Source organism: Streptomyces sp. CA-250714 (assembly GCF_050936705.1).
Classification (GTDB): domain Bacteria; phylum Actinomycetota; class Actinomycetes; order Streptomycetales; family Streptomycetaceae; genus Streptomyces.
The window spans coordinates 1715545-1733498 of record NZ_JBNJMI010000001.1 but is presented as its reverse complement, the minus strand read 5'-3'; the positions used below and the strand labels follow the sequence as shown (position 1 = coordinate 1733498).

The window sequence follows — 17954 nt, the reverse complement described above, 5'->3', positions numbered from 1 at the left end:
ACCGCACCCCCTGCCGCTGCAGAGTGCTGACGTATCCACGTCCACCGCATTACGCTGCGCGGATCACGCGTTGTCCCGCGTAGCACGCCCGAAGGAGGCACCCGCATGACGCCCTCTCCCGAAAGTTCCCCTCCGACCCCGGAGGACCCGTCTTCGAGCACCGCGGGGAAGAGGGCGGCGGGTTGGCGCCGTAACCCCATCTTCCTCCGCAACGGCGGGTCGTGCGACGGCGGTGGCCGGCGGTCGTTCACCGGCGTGGGCGACGGGGGCGCCATGAGGGGCGCATCCTCTCGGCGGGGCCGCACTGCGCGGAGTGTCATCGCCGTGCTCGGCACCGGGGCAGTGGTGGCGGGACTCATGGGAGCCGTACCGGCAGAAGCGGGCCAGGAGCCCGCGGAGCGGGGGAGCACTCCCGCCAAGTCCCCGGTGGCCACCGGCTACGGCGGCGCCGTCTCCAGTGTGGACGCCGACGCGTCCGCCGCGGGCCTCGAAGTGCTCAAGAAGGGTGGCACAGCCGCCGACGCGGCCGTGGCGACGGCCGCGGCCCTCGGCGTGACCGAGCCGTACTCGGCGGGCGTCGGCGGCGGCGGATACCTCGTGTACTACGACGCGGCCAGCCGCAAGGTGCACACCATCGACGGCCGGGAGACGGCTCCCCGCAGCGCCGACAAGCACCTGTTCACGGAGGACGGCAAACCCATCCCGTTCGCCGAAGCCGTCACCAGCGGCCTCGCCGTTGGCACCCCGGGCACCCCCGCCACCTGGGAGAGAGCCCTCCGCGCCTACGGTAAAAAGTCGCTCGCCGAAAACCTGCGGCCCGCCACCAGGCTGGCCCAGCACGGCTTCACGGTCGATGAGACCTTCCGCAAGCAGACGGCGGAGAACGAGGACCGCTTCCGTGCCTTCCCCGCGACGGTGGACCTGTTCCTGCCGGGCGGCAAGCTGCCCAAGGTCGGCACCACACTCAAGAACCCCGATCTCGCCCGCACATACAAGGAGCTCTCCCGCAAGGGCAGCAAGGCCCTCTACCGCGGCGAGCTGGGCCGCGACGTCGTACGGACGGTGCGCAAACCCCCCGTGGCGAAGGGCAGCGACCGCAAGGTCAGGCCCGGCGACATGACCGTGCGGGACCTGCGCGCGTACAAGACGCTGTCCCAGCAGCCGACCCGCACCAGCTACCGGGGCCTGGACGTATACGGCATGGCGCCCTCGTCCTCCGGCGGCACCACCGTTGCCGAAGCACTCAACATCCTCGAACGCAGCGACCTGGGCTCCCTCAGCAAGAAGGCGTATCTGCACCGCTATCTGGAAGCCAGCCGGATCGCCTTCGCCGACCGGGGCCGCTGGGTGGGTGACCCGGCGCACGAGGACGTGCCGACCGAGGGGCTGACCTCGCAGAAGTTCGCGGACTCCCGCGAGTGCCTGATCGACGACGGCAAGGCCCTGAAGAGCCCGGTGGCGCCCGGCGATCCGCGCGACCCCGAGGAGTGCGACCGCGGCGACGCCGACCAGGCGGCCCCCACTCCCTACGAGGGGCGGGACACCACCCATCTGACCGTCGCCGACAAGTGGGGCAACGTCGCCGCGTACACCCTCACCATCGAGCAGACGGGCGGCAGCGGCATCACCGTCCCCGGCCGCGGTTTCCTGCTCAACAACGAGCTGACCGACTTCTCCTTCGTGCCCGTCACCCCCGGCGTCCACGACCCGAACCTGCCGGGGCCCGCGAAGCGTCCGCGCTCCTCGATGTCGCCGACCGTCGTCCTCCAGCACGGCAAGCCGGTGCTCGCCCTGGGCTCGCCGGGCGGCTCGACGATCATCACGACCGTGCTCCAGACCCTCACCAACCACCTCGACCGAGGGATGCCGCTCCTCGACGCCATCGCCGCGCCCCGCGCCAGCCAGCGCAACGCCGCCCAGACCGAGGCCGAACCGAAGCTGATGAACGACCCGGTGCGGGGCCAACTGGAGGGGCTGGGGCACTCGTTCAAGCAGAACCCGGAGATCGGCGCCGCGACCGGTGTGCAACGGCTGGGAGACGGGCGCTGGCGCGCCGCGGCCGAGCCGGAGCGCCGCGGCGGCGGCTCGGCGATGGTTGTGCGGCCGACGGGAGGCTGACCGCACGCGTGCACCGAGGGCGGTGAGGGGGTGCCCCTCCCCGCCGTCCGCGGGCTGCGGGCGTGTTGTGCCTGGTCGCGCAGTTCCCCGCGTCCCTGACGGGGCGCGGGTTCCTGAATTCCGGCTACGGTCCCGATCCCTGCCCGGCATACTTCGACCGTACGAATTCGGCAGCGAAACTTGCCAGTTCGCCGGTCGAAGCAGCCTCAAGGGGCCGACCGCAGCCGGTCGGCCCCTACCGCCCGTGGTTGCCGCCTGATCACAGGCCGTACGATCGCTCTGCATCAGCTGAGTGACGGCCCATGGCGGCCGAATGGACCGGGGGAGAGGGCATGAAGTCCCTGCGCGCGGACGACCCTGAACGCATCGGCGACTACCGGCTGTTGGGTCGGCTCGGCGAGGGCGGGATGGGCAGCGTGTATCTCGCCCAGTCCCCGCGCGGCCGCACCGTCGCGGTCAAGCTGGTGCGTCGGGAGCTGTCCGAGGACGCCGAGTTCCGGAGCCGCTTCGAGCAGGAGGTCGGCGCCGCGCGCCGGGTCGGCGGCGAGTGGACGGCCCCGGTGCTGGACGCGGACACGGAGGCCGATCCGCCGTGGGTCGCCACCGGCTACATCCCGGGCATCACGCTGTACGAGGCCGTTGCGGGGCGTAAGAAACCGCTGCCCGTACGCACCCTGCGGATCCTGGCCAACCGGCTCGCCCGCGCGCTCGGCACCATCCACGAGGCGGGACTGGTCCACCGCGATGTGAAACCCTCGAACATCCTGGTCACCATCGACGGGCCGCGCGTCATCGACTTCGGTATCGCCCGCGCGCTGGAGACCGTCGCGGACGCCCAACTGACGCGGACCGGCGCCGTGGTCGGCTCGCCCGGCTTCATGTCACCCGAACAGGTACGCGGCGACCGGCTGACCGAGGCCAGCGACATCTTCTCCCTCGGCTCCGTGCTGACCTTCGCCGCGACCGGGCGCGCTCCCTTCGAGCGCACCGGAGTCGCCGGGCATGTGCAGATGTACCGCATCACCCAGGAGGAGCCCGATCTCGACGACGTTCCCGAGGAACTGCGGGATCTGATCGCCGCATGCCTGGCCAAGGACGTCGCGGAGCGGCCGGGGCTGGCGCAGATCCTGGAGCGGACGGCGGACCCGGAGGACGAGCCCGGCCCTGGCGCGTCCGGCTCCGAGGCCGCCGAACCCTGGCTGCCGGGCGGCCTGGTCGCCCAGCTGGGCCGGCACGCGGCGCGGCTGCTGGACGCGGAGGTCCCCGGCGCGCAGGCCGCCGCGGACCGCGCGGCGGAGGCCCCCGCGGTCCCGCCCCGCCCGGGCGCGGAGCCCTCGCTCCCGGGCGCGGAGCACCTGGGCCGGGACGCCGATCCGGAGACCCCGCCGTCGGGGGAGCCGTCCGGGGGCGGGGACGCGGCGTCCGGGGGCGCTGCTTCCGCGTCGGGCCCCGGCGGCGAGGGCCGGACGGCCACGGGAGCCGCGACCCCGCAGGAGGGCGCCGGCACAGCGGAGGCCGGCGAGCCGTCCGGCGCCGCGACAGGCGAGCAGCCGCCGCCCGCCCCCGATGAGGCTCAGATGCACGGCATGGCGACCATCACCGATGCCGCGGCGCAGAGCCCCCCGCCCTCCGGCCCGCCGACGCCCCCGCCAGGACCGTACGGACACCAGGGCCCGCCCGGCCCGCCGCCGGCGTACGCGCTGCACGGTCCGGCCGCGGCGCCGGGCCCCGAACGTCCGCACCGGCGCGGCCTGGTGCTCGGCGCGATCGGCGTCGCGCTGGCACTGGTCGCCGGCGTCGGCACCTTCGTCGCGCTGCAGGTGTACGACAAGAGCGGCGATGACGCCGAACAGCCCGGATCCCGGGCGAAGGCGTCGCCCGGGGCCGAGAGCGGCAAGGCCAAGAAGCCGTCCCCCAAGGACATCAGCAGCCCGGCTCCCGGCGGCGCCCTGCCCAAGGGGTATCTGGGCGCCTGGCAGGGCGGCGTCCAGGACGCCGACGGCTCCACCATCACCCGTCGGTTCGAGATCCGGCAGGGCGAGGAGGGCGAGGTCGTCGCCAGGACCGTCAATCTCCGCGCCGACATGATGTGCGAGGGAGAGGCGACCCTGGTGGCGTTCGACGGGGGCGACGAGGGGCTGCGGATCACCAGCCGGATCACCGACAGCCACCCCGCCGCCAAGCCGTGCTTCCCGTACAAGGAGCAGACGTTGAAGCTCCGCTCCGACGGAACCCTCTCCTGGATCTACCCGGACAGCTCCCTCTCGGCGACGCTCACGAAGGTGGGCGACCCGGCGACTCCGGTGCCCTCGCGGATGGCCGGCAAGTGGAAGGGCCTCAACCCGCAGGGCGAGGAGCGGACCCTCACCCTGCGCCGGGGCCGGGTCGGCACGGCCACGCTTCGGGTGACGGGCGAGTACGCGGGCGACAGCTGCGAGTGGGAGCACACGCTCGGCGGCGCCGACGGGGAGACCCTGCTGTACGGACCCGACAGGGTTGTCGGGTCCGCTTCGGGGCCGAGCTGTACGGAGTCCACGGCGTCGCTGATGATCAGCGCGATCAGCGACGACGAGGTTCGCGTTGCGTCCGTCCGCGAGCCGGGGGGCAACCCGCGCGTATATCGCCGGGCCGGCTCCGAGTAGGGCCTGCCCCTGCTCGTTCTTCGCGGGCTGCGGGTGCTTTGTGCTTGCTCGCGCAGTTCCCCGCGCCCCTGACGGGGCGCTCAGCCCTCATTCGTCGGCACCGTCAGCCGGGAGGGATCCCCCTCTGGCGACGTGAACTCCAGCCGCCCGCCGTCCGGGTTGTACTCCGCGTACAGCGGGTCGACGGTGTCGATGACGACGGCGAGCCGGTGGCCTTTGGGGACGTCGTACGCCGTGGAGAACAGCTCCAGATCCACGGCGAACGGCTTGCCCGGGGTGCGGTTGTGGAAGGTGTGGGGGGCGTGGCTGATGAGTTTGCCGGTGCCGAGGGGGCCGACGTCGTAGAGGTAGGCGTAGTAGGTGCCGCTCGCCTTGTCGCTGGTGACCGTGGTGTGCAGCTTCGGCGTGCCGCGTACCTGGGTGTCCTCCGTATAGCGCTCGGACTGCCACACAGTGGCGCGGGAGCGGGGCAGCAGTGGTACGGAGACGACCGGCGGCAGTTTGAGGAACTGGTCGAGGATGCCGGTGAGGAAGATGGTGCCGCCGTTGGCGCCGGAGTCCTTGCCGGTGGCCAGTTCCTTCGTCCCGTCCAGTGCCACGGTGCGGTTGCCGGAGGGGACGTCCTGCCAGCTCCGGTAGCCCTCGTAGCCGCCGCTTGACCGGGACTTGAGCTGTACGGGGGCTTCGGTGTCGATGCCGTTGTGCTTGCCCTTGAGGTAGCGGTCGAACCACCGGTGCGCGTGCGACCAGGTGTCGTTGGGCAGTCCGAGCAGGCCGGTGGCCTCGGCGGTGGCGTGGTCGCCCGGGCGGAACTCCAGCCGCTTGGGGCCGCGCAGCTTCTCGTAGAAGTCGGCGTACTGGTTGGGCGGGAAGATCGAGTCGTTCCAGGCGTTGCCGAGCATGATGGCGGCGCCGTTGTCGTTGATCTTGTCCAGATAGGTGGTGGGGGAGCGCTTCTTGCCCCACGCGATCATCTCGTCCTCCTTGTCCAGGTTGGAGGAGAGGAAGTTCTTCATGATCTCCCGCAGTTCGGGACTCGGACGCCCGGTGAGCTCGCCCGAGGCGCCGAGCAGCCCGGCTGCCTGGAGGTGCTGGGTGCGGCCGCTGTAGATGGCGCCGATCAGATCGGCCCAGCCGCTGAGCGCGGTGACGGCCTTGATCCGCGGATCGTGCCCGGCAGCGAGCAGGCTGATGCCGGCGCCGTAGGAGACGCCGCCCATGCCGATCCGGTCCTTGTCGGCGGGGGTGTGGGCCAGCGCCCAGTCGATGACGCGGGAGGCGTCGGCGACATCCTTGGGCCCGGCGGTCTCGATGTGGCCGCCGGACTGCCAGAAGCCGCGGGAGTTGTAACTGACCACCACATAGCCGGAGTCGGCGAGCTTCTTGGCCTGGGCGAAATACTCGACCTGCGGGCTGGCCCAGCTGGTGGGCAGCACGATCAGCGGGTACTTGCGGGCCGAGCCCTCCGTCGCGCCCTCGGGGAGGAACACATTGCCCTTGAGGTTGGTGCCGCCGTCACCCTCGATGTCGACGAAGTCGACGCCCGGGGCGGCCGTTGCCGCTGCCTCGGCGGGCTGCGCCGTTGCCGCCGGTACGACGGCGAGACCCGTGGCGGCGAGCGTTCCGGAGAGGAGGACGGCGGCCGTACGAACGTGCCCTGAGGTGGGGGAGGGGCGCATGCGCAGCTCCAGGTGTCGAGGGTGACCCAGGGGTGGGAGTGAAAGTGACTGGAGAGTAAGCGCGTTGGGCTACCCGAGGTAACCCGTCGGTAGGTTACGGACCAGTAAAGAGCCGAGCCGCTCGCCGCCCCGTACGGGTTCTTGTCAGGCGCGCAGAGGGGACTTACGGTCTCAACCTCACGTATATCTACGCGTGTCGAACAGGCTGCCGCCCTCGAGAACATCCTCGTGAAGGAGCTGCTCATGCCCGACCTTGTACGTGCCGCGCTGGTACAGGCGACCTGGACAGGCGACACCGAGTCGATGATCGCCAAGCACGAGGAGTACGCCCGCGAGGCCGCTCGCCGAGGCGCGCGGATCATCGGCTTCCAGGAAGTCTTCAACGCCCCCTACTTCTGCCAGGTCCAGGATCCCGAGCACTACCGCTGGGCCGAGCCGGTCCCGGACGGGCCCACCACCCAGCGGATGCGGCAGCTGGCGCGGGAGACGGGGATGGTCGTCGTCTCGCCGGTCTTCGAGATCGACGGCTCCGGCTTCTACTACAACACCGCCGCCGTCATCGACGCCGACGGCACCGTGCTGGGCACCTACCGCAAACACCACATTCCGCAGGTCAAGGGGTTCTGGGAGAAGTACTACTTCCGCCCGGGGAATCTCGGCTGGCCGGTGTTCGACACCGCCGTCGGCAAGGTCGGCGTCTACATCTGCTACGACCGGCACTTCCCCGAGGGCTGGCGCGCGCTCGGCCTGAACGGCGCGCAGCTCGTCTACAACCCCTCGGCGACCTCGCGCGGTCTGTCCGCGTATCTGTGGCAGCTCGAACAGCCCGCGGCCGCCGTCGCCAACGAGTACTTCATCGCCGCCATCAACCGCGTCGGCACCGAGGACCTGGGCGACAACGACTTCTACGGGACGAGCTACTTCGTCGACCCGCGCGGCCAGTTCGTCGGCGACGTCGCCTCGGACAAGGAGGAGGAACTGCTGGTCCGCGACCTGGACATGGGGATGATCGAGGAAGTCAGGCAGCAGTGGGCCTTCTACCGGGACCGAAGGCCGGACGCCTACGAAGGGCTGGTGCAGCCGTGAGCGCCCGGCCCGATCCCTCGTCCGGCACCAGGACCGACGTCCACCGCGAACTGCACGCCCGCCACCGCGCGGTACTCCCCGACTGGCTGGCCCTCTACTACGCCGAGCCGCTGGAGCTCACACACGGCGAGGGCCGGCACGTCTGGGACGCCGAAGGGCGCCGCTATCTGGACTTCTTCGGCGGCATCCTCACCACCATGACGGCGCACGCGCTGCCGGAGGTCACCAAGGCCGTCGCCGAGCAGGCCGGTCGCGTCCTGCACACCTCCACCCTCTACCTCAACCGCCCCATGGTGGAGCTTGCCGAGCGTATTGCCGCGCTCTCCGGTATCCCCGACGCGCGGGTCTTCTTCACCACATCGGGTACCGAGGCCAACGACGCCGCGCTGCTGCTGGCGACCACCTACCGCCGGTCCAACCAGGTGCTGGCGATGCGCAACAGCTACCACGGCCGCTCCTTCACCACCGTCGGCATCACCGGCAACCGCTCCTGGTCGCCCACCTCCCTCTCCCCGCTCCAGACCCTCTACGTACACGGCGGCGTCCGCAGCCGCGGCCCCTTCGCGCACCTGGACGACGCCGAGTTCATCGACGCCTGCGTCACCGACCTGGCCGACATGCTGGGCCAGGCCCGCGCGGACGTCGCCGCGCTGATCGCCGAACCCGTGCAGGGCGTCGGCGGTTTCACCTCACCGCCCGACGGGCTCTACGCCGCCTTCCGCGAACTCCTCCAGCAGCACGGCATCCTGTGGATCAGCGACGAGGTGCAGACCGGCTGGGGCCGGACCGGCGACCATTTCTGGGGCTGGCAGGCACACGACGCCGCCGGGCCGCCCGACATGCTCACCTTCGCCAAGGGCATCGGCAACGGGATGTCCGTCGGCGGCGTCGTCGCCCGCGCCGAGATCATGAACTGTCTGGACGCCAACTCCATCTCCACCTTCGGCGGCAGCCCCGTCACCATGGCGGCCGCCAACGCCAACCTCGGCTACCTCCTCGAACACGACCTCCAGGGCAACGCGCGCCGCGTCGGCGGCCTGCTGCTGGAGCGGCTGCGCGCGGCAGCGGCCGGGCTCGGCGTCGTCCGCGAGGTACGCGGCCGCGGCCTGATGGCCGGCATCGAACTGGTGCTGCCCGGCACCGAGGAGCCCTCGCCCGAGGCCGCGTCGATCGTGCTGGAGGCGGCACGCGAGGGCGGCGTCCTCATCGGCAAGGGAGGGGGCCACTCCACCGCCGGCGTGCTGCGCATCGCGCCGCCGCTCACACTGACCGTCGCCGAGGCCGAGGAGGGCGCAGCCGTACTGGAGAGCGCCCTGCGTACCGCCGAGTCCGAACTGGCAGGAGGGCAGACCGCATGACCTCGACCCTGATCACGGGCGGACTCGTCGTCACCGCCGCCGACGAGACGGAGGCCGACATCCTCGTCGAGGACGGCCGGATCGCCGCCGTCGCCGCCCGGAACAGCGCCGCCGCCGCGTCGTTCACCGCCGACCGCACCCTGGACGCCACCGGCAGATACGTCGTCCCGGGCGGCGTCGACGCCCACACCCATATGGACTTCCCGTTCGGCGGCACCTTCTCCAGCGACGACTTCGAGACCGGCACCCGCGCCGCCGCCTGGGGCGGTACGACGACCATCGTCGACTTCGCCGTCCAGACCAAGGGCCACGCGCTGCGCGAGGGGCTGGACCAGTGGCACGCCAAGGCGGACGGCCGGTGCGCCGTCGACTACGCCTTCCACATGATCCTCTCCGACGTGAACGACGGCACCCTCAAGGAGATGGACGCCCTGGTCGAGGAGGGCGTGACCTCGTTCAAGATGTTCATGGCCTACCCGGGCGTCTTCTACAGCGACGACGGCCAGATCCTCCGCGCCATGCAGCGCACCGCGGCCAACGGCGGGCTGACGATGATGCACGCCGAGAACGGCATCGCCATCGACGTACTGGTCGAACAGGCCCTCGCCGCAGGCCGTACCGACCCGCGCCACCACGGGGAGGTCCGCAAGGCGCTGCTGGAGGCCGAGGCCACCCACCGGGCCATCCAGCTGGCCCGGGTCGCCGGATCGCCGCTGTATGTCGTACACGTCTCCGCGAGCGAAGCCGTCGAACAGCTCGCCGCAGCACGCGGAATGGACCTGCCCGTCTTCGGCGAGACCTGCCCGCAGTACCTCTATCTGAGCACCGACAACCTCGCCGAACCCGACTTCGGCGGCGCCAAATACGTGTGCAGCACCCCGCTGCGGCCCCGCGAGCACCAGGCAGCGCTGTGGCGGGCGCTGCGCACCGACGACCTCCAGGTCGTCTCCACCGACCACTGCCCCTTCTGCTTCACCGGCCAGAAGGAGCTCGGCAGGGGCGACTTCTCCAAGATCCCCAACGGGATGCCCGGCGTCGAGCACCGGATGGACCTGCTGCACCAAGCCGTTGTCGACGGGCACCTCACCCGACGCCGCTGGATCGACCTCGCCTGCGCCACCCCGGCGCGGATGTTCGGGCTCTACCCGAAGAAGGGCACCCTGGCGCCCGGCGCGGACGCGGACATCGTCATCTACGACCCGCACGCCGAACAGACCCTCTCGGCCGAGACCCACCACATGAACGTCGACTACTCCGCCTACGAGGGCAAACGGATCACCGGACGCGTCGAGACGGTGCTCTCCCGCGGCGAACCGGTCGTGGAACGGGGCAGCTACGCGGGCCGGGCCGGTCACGGCGAGTACGTCCCGCGTGGGATCTGCCAGCTTCTCAACTGACAGCCTCTCAACTGAACGTGGACTTGTAAGGGGTATGCCCATGGACTTCGGACTCGTCGCCCAGACGGATCCACCCGGCGCCGCGACCGTCGCGCTGATGCGGCGCGCCGAGCGCAACGGCTTCCGCTACGGCTGGACGTTCGACTCGCCGGTGCTGTGGCAGGAGCCGTACGTCATCCACAGCCGCATCCTCGCCGAGACCGAACGGCTGGTCGTCGGGCCCATGGTCACCAACCCGGGCACCCGCTCCTGGGAGGTCACCGCGTCCACGTTCGCCACCCTCAACGAGATGTACGGCAACCGCACCGTGTGCGGCATCGGGCGCGGCGACTCGGCGATGCGGGTCGCCGGGCGCCCGCCCACCACCCTCGCCAGGGTGGGGGAGGCCATGCGGGCCGTCCGCGATCTGGCCGAGGGCCGCGAGGCCGTGGTCGACGGCACCCCGCTGCGGCTGCCGTGGGTCCGCGACGGGCGGCTGCCGGTATGGATGGCCGCCTACGGGCCGAAGGCGCTGGCGCTGGCCGGCCGGGAGGCGGACGGCTTCATCCTCCAGCTCGCCGACCCGCTGCTGACCGCGTGGATGGTGGGCGCCGTCCGGGAGGCCGCGGTGCAGGCGGGCCGCGATCCGGCGGAGGTCACCATCTGCGTCGCCGCACCCGCCTATGTGTGCGAGGACACCCCCGCGGCGCTGGCCCACGCCCGCGAGCAGTGCCGCTGGTTCGGCGGCATGGTCGGCAACCATGTCGCGGACCTCGTCGCGCGGTACGGCGAGCACTCCGACGCCGTACCCGCGGCGCTCACCTCGTACATCAAGGAGCGCGCCGGCTACGACTACGCACACCACGGGCGGGCCGGCAACCCCGACACCGCGTTCGTGCCCGACGACATCGTCGACCGGTTCTGTCTGTTGGGTCCCCCGCGGGCCCATGTCGACCGACTCCGCGAGCTCGCCGGGCTCGGCGTGGACCAGTTCGCGCTGTACGCGATGCACGATGCGAGGGAGGACGTCGTCGATGCATACGGAGCCGATGTCATCCCGGTGCTGGATTAGGGGGTGCCCCTGACTGCCGTCCGCGGGCTGCGGGGACGTTGTGGCTTGTCGCGCAGTTCCCCGCGCCCCTTACGGGGCACAGCTTTAGCGCTTGGGAGGTCTGCGCCAGGGGCGCAGGGTGGGCAAGCGCAGCCCCCAATGCGGGGTACGCAGCCCTCGCGGGTCCGGGTGTCACTCCGTCTGCTTCTCGTAGACGAGGGGCTGATAGTCGGGGTGCCGGCGAATGTAGTTCGCGAAGAATGGGCAGATCGGCGCCACCTTGTCGCCCGCCTCCTGCGCCGTCTCCAGGATGTGGTGCGAGAGGGCGCTGCCGACGCCCCGGCCCTCGTACGCGGGCTCGACCTCCGTGTGGGTCACCGCGATCACGCCGGGGGCGCGGAGGTACTGGGTGACGCCCGCGAGGACACCGCCGATCCGTGCCTCGTAGCGGCTCTCCGCGGTGTTGTCGGAGATGTCGAGCTGCTGTCCGTCGGCCATGCTCTCCCTCGCTGTCGCCCGCTGCCGGCTGTCACTCGGTCGCGTCGTGGATCTGTGCCGTGAAGTGCTCGGGCGACACGGCCTGTCCCTGGCCGTCGAGCACGGCGACGGGGCGTCCCCGGAAGACCACCGTCGGGGTGGCCGCAACACCGCTCTCGTCGAAGGCGCGGCTCACATGCGTCACCCAGCTGCGGTGCGCCCTCTCCAGTACGGCTTCGTCGAACGAACGGCGGCGCAGCCCCGGCACGTCGTTGGCCAGCCCGAGCAGCATCCGGTCCTCGGCGAACCCGTCGTGGCCCTCGTGCGGCTGGTTCCGGTAGAGCGTGCGCAGATACGTCAGTAACTGGGACTGCCCCACATCGGCCGCCGCACCCAGCGCTGCCAGCGCGTGGTGCGAGCCCTGCCCGCCCAGCTTGTCGTCCATGAACGTGCCGAAGTGGAAGTGCAGCACGAACTCCCCGTCGTCGGCGAGCTGCTGCATCGTGCCGCCCAGCGCGTTCTCCATCCGGGCGCAGTACGGGCAGCGCATGTCGAGGTAGAGGTCCAGCACGGGCGGTCCCGGCTCCGGCGCCTCCGGGTCGGCCCCGTAGACCACCGTCGTGCCGCCCTTGCCGGTCGTGTTCGCCGGGATCATGCGCCCAGCCTCGCCGCACCGCCCGCGCCCGGCAACGGGGGAGCGCCCATCGGGGTGGCCGCGTCCCACCTTCCGCGAAGTTGACTTGAACCTCACTTCAAGTTGCAGGGTGTGATCACGCGGCGCACCGCCCCCGGTGACGGCCGCGGCCCACAGCAACAACCCGCGCATGAAGGAGCACAGCCGTGATTCTGGTAACCGGAGCGACAGGCAAGGTCGGCGGACAGGTGGCGGCACAGCTCGTGGCGGCGGGAGCCGCCGTACGCGCACTCGTCCGGGACCCGGCGACCGCCGTACTGCCGGACGCCGTGGAAGCCGCGCGCGGCGACCAGGTCGATGTCGTACGCGGAGACCTCGCGGACCCCGCGAGCCTGACCGCGGCGCTTACCGGCGAGGTCGAGGCCGTCTTCCTGGTGTGGCCCCTCGGCGGCCCCACCGGGGCGGCCGAGGTCGTCACCACCCTCGCCGCGCACACCAGCCGTATCGTCTACCTGTCGACCCGTGGCGTGCCGGAGGACGACGAGGCGGAGCTCGCCGAGGACATCCTCGGCACCCACGCGGCCCTGGAGCGGCTGGTCCGCGGCTCCGGCGCCGAGTGGACCCTGCTGCGGCCCGGCGGATTCGCCGGCAACACCCTGCTGTGGGCCCCGCAGGTGCGCGCCGGCGGCCCCGTCCGCACGGCCCACCCCCAGGCGGCCCGCCCGGTTGTGCACGAGGCCGACATCGCCACCGTCGCGGTCCGCGCGCTGCTGACCGACGACCTGCTGGGGGAGGCCCCCGAACTCACCGGCCCCGAACTGCTCACCCAGGCCGAGCAGATCGCCATCGTCTCCGAGGTCCTCGGCCGCCCTCTCGCCGTGGAGAAGCTCTCCCGTTCGGAAGCCCGCGCCGACCTCCTCGCGGGAGGCGTGCCCCCTGCGTACGCCGACGGGATTCTCGACGCCCACGCCGCGATGGAGACCGACCCGGAGACGGTCGTCCCCGGAGGCGCGGAACTGCTGGGCCGCCCGCCGCTTACCTACCGCCAGTGGGTGACGGACCACGTGGCCGACTTCCGGTAACGCGGCAACGTGGCAACGCGACTGCCCTGCCCGAGACTTCGGCCCCGGGACCGCCCCGATCGGGTGAGAAGTCCACGACAGCGGGTGCACCGCGCCGAGCGGTCGCTAGCGTCCATGAAATGACCAACAGCACCAATCCGTTCGATGACGAGACCGCCCGGTTCCTCGTCCTCGTCAACGACGAGAACCAGCACTCCCTGTGGCCCGCTTCCGTCCAGGTGCCCGAAGGCTGGACCGTGGCCCACCCGGAGGACACCCGGCAGGCGTGTCTGGACTACGTCGAGCGTTCGTGGACCGACATGCGTCCTGCCTCGCTGGCCCGCGCCATGGAGGGCCGGTAGCACCGACCCAGGGGCCCGCGGGCAGCGCACACCGAAGCCGGGTGCCGGAGCGATCAGCTCCGGCACCCGGCTTCGGCATTCCCGTGCTCGACCGCCCGATGCGGGGACTTGGCTGCCCGATGCGCCGCTGTCCGATGCGCCGGTTCGGCCGCCGGTCGCGTCAGCTCGGCAGCGCGCGCAGCCAGGTCGGCTGCTGGGCCTCCCGCTCGGCCGGCCGGGGCTGCGCGGGGTCGCCTGCCTGGAGCCGCCACAGATTCGCGTATCTGCCGCCGCGCTGCACCAACTCGGTGTGAGTGCCCCGCTCGGCGACCACACCGCCGCGGTCGAGGACGTAGATGGTGTCGGCGTTGCGGATCGTGGACAGCCGGTGCGCGATCACCACGAGGGTCCGCTCGCGGGCGAAGGCTTCCAGCCCGCGCTGAATGGCCGCCTCCGTCTCGTTGTCGACCGCGGAGGTCGCCTCGTCGAGGATCACGACAGGCGGATCGGCCAGGAACGTACGGGCCAGGGCGATGCGCTGTTTCTGGCCTCCGGAGAGCGCGGCGCCGCGTTCGCCGACCTGGGTCTTGTAACCGTCGGGCAGGGACTCGATGAACGAGTCGGCCCCGGCGGCCCGGGCGGCCGCGGCGACCCGCCGCTCGTCGGCCTCGAAGGTGCCGTAGCGGATGTTCTCCGCGATGGTCCCGTCGAAGATGAACGGCTCCTGGGATACGTAACCGATCGCACCCCGCAGCTCGTGCAGCGGCAACTCGCTCACATCGACACCGTCGAGCAGCACCTGCCCGGCGGTCGGCTGCCGGAAGCGCATCAGGAGTTTGGCGATGGTCGTCTTGCCCGCGCCGGTCGTCCCTACGATTCCGGTGACCTGGCCGGGGGCGATGTGCAGCGACAGATCGCGCAGGGCCGGCGGCCTGCCGGGGTAGGCGAACGTCACCTTCTGCAGGTCGAGTTCTCCGCGGACTCCCTCGGCGGGCAGTTCCCTGCTGCCCTCGGCCGTCTCCCTGGGCAGCTCCAGCAGCCGCTGGACACGCCGGAACGCGTCCGCGGAGCGGCGGTAGTCGTCCGTCATGTCTCCGAGCCGGTTGAGCCGCGACAGAGTCATCGCGGGCAGGTCCAGCAGCGGGGTGAAGCGCTCCAGCGACAGTTCGCCGCGCAGCACGGCCTTGCCGCCCAGCAGAATCGTGCCGGGCAGCGCGGCGAAGGCGCACATCCGCACCAACTGGGCCTGCACGGCGGAGCTGCGGTCGGTGCGGGCGTTGGCTGCGCCGTCCTCCGCGCACAGCTCGGCGACGCGCCGCTCCTCGTACTCCTCGGTGCACGCGGCCTTGACCATCACATTGGCCTGGAGGTTGTCGGTCAGCCTGGCGTGCAGCCGGGAGCCGGTGGCGGCGGACTCCGCGCGGTCGCCGGCCGTGCGCTCGTGGAAGCGGAAGGAGAGCCAGGCGACCAGCGGGATCGGCGCGAACGCGAGCCAGGCCAGCTGCGGGGCCAGCAGCAGGAAGGTGGGGGCGAGCACGGTGAAGCAGGTCGCCAACTGCGCCGACTCGTGCAGGGTGCGTCCGACGAAGTCGCCCAGCTGGCTGATGTCCTCGGTCAGTACCCGCGCGGTCTGGTTGGTCCGTTCCCCCTCCAGGTCGGCTGTCGACAGCCGTTGGACGTGTGCGTATGTGGTCGCCCGCAGATCGCCCTCGATGCGCCGGGCGAGCCTGTTCCAGTTGGCGGTGGCCAGATACGACAGCCCGGTGGATACCACCGCTGTCAGCGCCGTGGCGCCCGCGAGGAGGGGCAGTTGGGTTTCCAGCCCGGCGAATCCCAGTCCTGACAGCCACTCGCTGCCGCCCCCGACGAGGACCGTGATGGTGTAGGAGATGAGCGCGAACAGGCCCAGTTCCATTGCCTGGGCGACCACGGACAGCGCGGTTGCCAGGCCGAACTTACGCCGGTGCGAGCCGATGAGGCGCGTCAGGAAGTGCCCGCGGGAGGGCGTCCGGGAGCTGTCGGAGGCATCGGAGTCGGCGCCGGCTCCGGACTGGTCCGCGCGTCGCCAGGCGCGTCTGACGATGGCCGTCGTCGCCACGGCGACGAGACCGAGGCTCACCCACGGAGCGGACAGCACCTTCAGCACATGCTTCCCGACCCCCAGCGCCAACGTGACCCCCACGCCGGCGCCCGCGACCGCGACGACACCCGCGCCACCGCCGGAAGAGCGCTGCGAGCCGCCGATAGCCGGTCGCGACGCGTCTTCGCCGCGGTCGGCTTCGCGTGACGTGTGCCGGGACGCCGGGTGCGACGTACCGCTGGATGTTCCGCCCGGCGCTCGGCGCGACGTACGGTGCGCTGCGGGGCCGGGGTGGTCCGCGAGCTGTGCGACCACCTGCGCCACCGCCTCACCCAGCAGCCGCGCCGCCTCGCGGGAACTCAGCGCCGCGGGGTCGTGGAACAGCAGCACTCGGCCGGTGACCGGGCTGACCTCCGCCTCGTCCACCCCCGGCGTCGCCTGGAGCGAAGTCTCCAGCAGCCGGGCGAGGTTGGGCCGCCCGCGGACGGCCCTCACCTCCCAGCGCTGCCGGCCGGGAAGGACGGACCGTGGGCGGACCTGGCCGTCGATGAGACGGCTGGAGGGCGGTGCGCTCGTCGCGGGCGGGCCCATCAGGAGTGTCATGTACGGAAATCCACCAGGGGTGCGGAACGGCGCCCGCGGGTTGCCGCCGGATACCGGCATATTTATCGGGCGTTGGCAGTCATGACGGAGCCTAGGGGCGGCTCCGACGACCAGCCAGGCGAGCTCCTGATGGTTCACTCGTCCGGGTAGCCGGTCGGGACGCCGCGAGGGCCGGTTCATACGGGTGGGCGGCTGGATGGCGCTGTCGGCGCGCCGCCGCCGTCGAGTCCCCGCCGCACGCCGGGTTCCCCGCGCCGCACGTCGGTTCCCCGCGCCGCGCTCCCGCGCCGCACGCCGGCTTCCCCGCGCCGCACGTCGTTCATCCCCGTCGCCAACTCCGTTGTGGTGCACGTCGGCGGAGACTACTGTGCGAACGGCCGTGCTTTTACTTCCTCCGCCCGACGCTTTTGCTTTTCTCCGTCCGACCCGACCCGAAGGAGTCACCCGTGCAGGAACAACGCATGGTCGAGCTGGCGCATGCGCTGGCCGTCGCCAAAAGTCGGCAGGACATCCCCGCCGCCCTCCGGCTCTTCCACCCCGAGATGGTGCTGGACACCCCGGCATTCGGCACGACGGCCCGGGGGCGGGCCGAGAACGAGCGGGCGTTGCGGCGGTTCTTCGCCGCCTTCCCGGACTACGAGATCACCTTGGACGGCCACGCGAGCAACGCGGACACGCTGGTGTGCTGGGGGACGGCGCGGCTGACCATGACGGGTGACCGGTTCGGTGTGCGACCCGGCGGCACCCGCGCCGAGTTGCCGGTGTTCATCCGGTTCACCTTCCGGGACGACCTCATCGCGAGTGAGCAGTTCTTCTTCGACCTCGCGACACTGTGCGACGGGTCCGGTGTCTCCACGGACGCGGTCCGCGGCACTCTCTTTCCCGTATCCGCCAAAGGCGAGGTCCGACCCGTACCCGCGAAAGGTGAGGGCCGATGAGAGCGGACGTGCGCGTGAGGGATGTGGGCGACCTTCGCACCTCGCACCTCTTCGACATCGTCGTCGACCTGGACCCCCAGCTGCCCATCGGCAGCGGCCCGTTCGGCAGGCGGGTGCTGTTCGGCGCCGCCGGGGGTACGTTCTCCGGCCCCAGGCTGCGCGGTGAGGTGGTGCCCGGCGGCGGGGACTGGGCGCTGTTCGCCCCGGACGGAACGATGGCCCTGGACGTGCGCCTCACCCTGCGCACCCATGACGGCGCGCTGTTGCACATGACGTACGGCGGTCGCTGGAGCACGCCGCCCGGGCTGCGTGCTGCCATGGCCGATCCCGCCGAGCGGCACCGCGTCGACCCCGCCGACTACTACTTCCGGACCAACCCGCTCTTCGAGACCGGTGCCGAGCAGTACGCCTGGCTCAACGGCATCGTCTGCGTGGGGTCGGGCTACCTCGTGGAAGGAGGGATTGCCTACAAGGTCTCGGAGGTCCTGTAACGGGGCGCCCGGTGCCCGG

The 17954-nt window shown here is 71.5% G+C and carries 14 protein-coding genes; 10 read left to right on the top strand and 4 right to left on the bottom strand.

Going from position 1 to position 17954, the window contains the following annotated elements; translation table 11 throughout:
- Positions 1 to 357: 357 nt before the first annotated feature.
- A complete protein-coding gene (ggt, locus tag ACQEU8_RS07730) occupies positions 358 to 2118 on the top strand; it encodes a gamma-glutamyltransferase (protein ID WP_433102215.1) in 1761 nt (586 codons plus the stop codon).
- A 332-nt stretch (positions 2119 to 2450) separates the two neighbouring features.
- Positions 2451 to 4760 (top strand): protein kinase domain-containing protein, encoded by a 2310-nt coding sequence (locus ACQEU8_RS07725; RefSeq protein ID WP_433098205.1) that lies wholly within the window; start codon positions 2451 to 2453, stop codon positions 4758 to 4760.
- Positions 4761 to 4840: 80 nt separating this feature from the next.
- Here the strand turns inward: ACQEU8_RS07725 and ACQEU8_RS07720 are convergent, their stop codons facing one another.
- Positions 4841 to 6439, bottom strand: a complete 1599-nt coding sequence (locus ACQEU8_RS07720; RefSeq protein ID WP_433098203.1) for a CocE/NonD family hydrolase — start codon at positions 6437 to 6439, stop codon at positions 4841 to 4843.
- Positions 6440 to 6682: 243 nt separating this feature from the next.
- Here ACQEU8_RS07720 and ACQEU8_RS07715 point away from each other — a divergent pair, with 243 nt between their 5' ends.
- The 4 genes from ACQEU8_RS07715 to ACQEU8_RS07700 are packed head-to-tail and all read left to right on the top strand — an operon-like array spanning position 6683 to position 11331.
- Positions 6683 to 7525, top strand: coding sequence for a nitrilase-related carbon-nitrogen hydrolase (locus ACQEU8_RS07715; RefSeq protein ID WP_433098201.1), 843 nt, complete (start codon positions 6683 to 6685; stop codon positions 7523 to 7525).
- Positions 7522 to 8883 (top strand): aspartate aminotransferase family protein, encoded by a 1362-nt coding sequence (locus tag ACQEU8_RS07710; RefSeq protein WP_433098199.1) that lies wholly within the window; start codon positions 7522 to 7524, stop codon positions 8881 to 8883. The genes ACQEU8_RS07715 and ACQEU8_RS07710 overlap by 4 nt, the downstream gene beginning before the upstream one ends.
- Positions 8880 to 10280, top strand: a complete 1401-nt coding sequence (gene hydA / locus ACQEU8_RS07705; RefSeq protein WP_433098197.1) for a dihydropyrimidinase — start codon at positions 8880 to 8882, stop codon at positions 10278 to 10280. Before ACQEU8_RS07710 ends, hydA begins: the two co-directional genes overlap by 4 nt.
- A gap of 40 nt (positions 10281 to 10320) precedes the next feature.
- Complete coding sequence (locus ACQEU8_RS07700) at positions 10321 to 11331, top strand: TIGR03842 family LLM class F420-dependent oxidoreductase (protein ID WP_433098195.1); 1011 nt, start codon at positions 10321 to 10323, stop codon at positions 11329 to 11331.
- Positions 11332 to 11502: 171 nt separating this feature from the next.
- Here the strand turns inward: ACQEU8_RS07700 and ACQEU8_RS07695 are convergent, their stop codons facing one another.
- A complete protein-coding gene (locus ACQEU8_RS07695; RefSeq protein WP_433098193.1) occupies positions 11503 to 11808 on the bottom strand; it encodes a GNAT family N-acetyltransferase in 306 nt (101 codons plus the stop codon).
- 31 nt (positions 11809 to 11839) lie between these two features.
- On the bottom strand, positions 11840 to 12442 hold the full coding sequence (locus ACQEU8_RS07690; protein WP_433098191.1) for a thioredoxin domain-containing protein: 603 nt from the start codon (positions 12440 to 12442) through the stop codon (positions 11840 to 11842).
- Between the two features lie 185 nt (positions 12443 to 12627).
- Between ACQEU8_RS07690 and ACQEU8_RS07685 the strand changes: the two genes are divergently transcribed.
- Positions 12628 to 13503: an NAD(P)H-binding protein gene (locus ACQEU8_RS07685; protein ID WP_433098189.1), complete on the top strand. Its 876-nt coding sequence runs from the start codon at positions 12628 to 12630 to the stop codon at positions 13501 to 13503.
- Positions 13504 to 13622: 119 nt separating this feature from the next.
- Positions 13623 to 13844, top strand: a complete 222-nt coding sequence (locus ACQEU8_RS07680; protein WP_433098187.1) for an MbtH family protein — start codon at positions 13623 to 13625, stop codon at positions 13842 to 13844.
- A 160-nt stretch (positions 13845 to 14004) separates the two neighbouring features.
- Here the strand turns inward: ACQEU8_RS07680 and ACQEU8_RS07675 are convergent, their stop codons facing one another.
- Positions 14005 to 16506 carry an ATP-binding cassette domain-containing protein gene (locus ACQEU8_RS07675; RefSeq protein ID WP_433098185.1) on the bottom strand — a complete coding sequence of 834 codons (2502 nt, stop codon included), beginning with the start codon at positions 16504 to 16506 and terminating at the stop codon, positions 14005 to 14007.
- 446 nt (positions 16507 to 16952) lie between these two features.
- Here ACQEU8_RS07675 and ACQEU8_RS07670 point away from each other — a divergent pair, with 446 nt between their 5' ends.
- A complete protein-coding gene (locus tag ACQEU8_RS07670; RefSeq protein ID WP_433098183.1) occupies positions 16953 to 17444 on the top strand; it encodes a nuclear transport factor 2 family protein in 492 nt (163 codons plus the stop codon).
- Entirely contained in the window at positions 17441 to 17935 is a 495-nt protein-coding gene (locus ACQEU8_RS07665) for a DUF3237 domain-containing protein (protein ID WP_433098181.1), read from the top strand. Before ACQEU8_RS07670 ends, ACQEU8_RS07665 begins: the two co-directional genes overlap by 4 nt.
- The last annotated feature ends 19 nt before the right edge of the window (positions 17936 to 17954 follow it).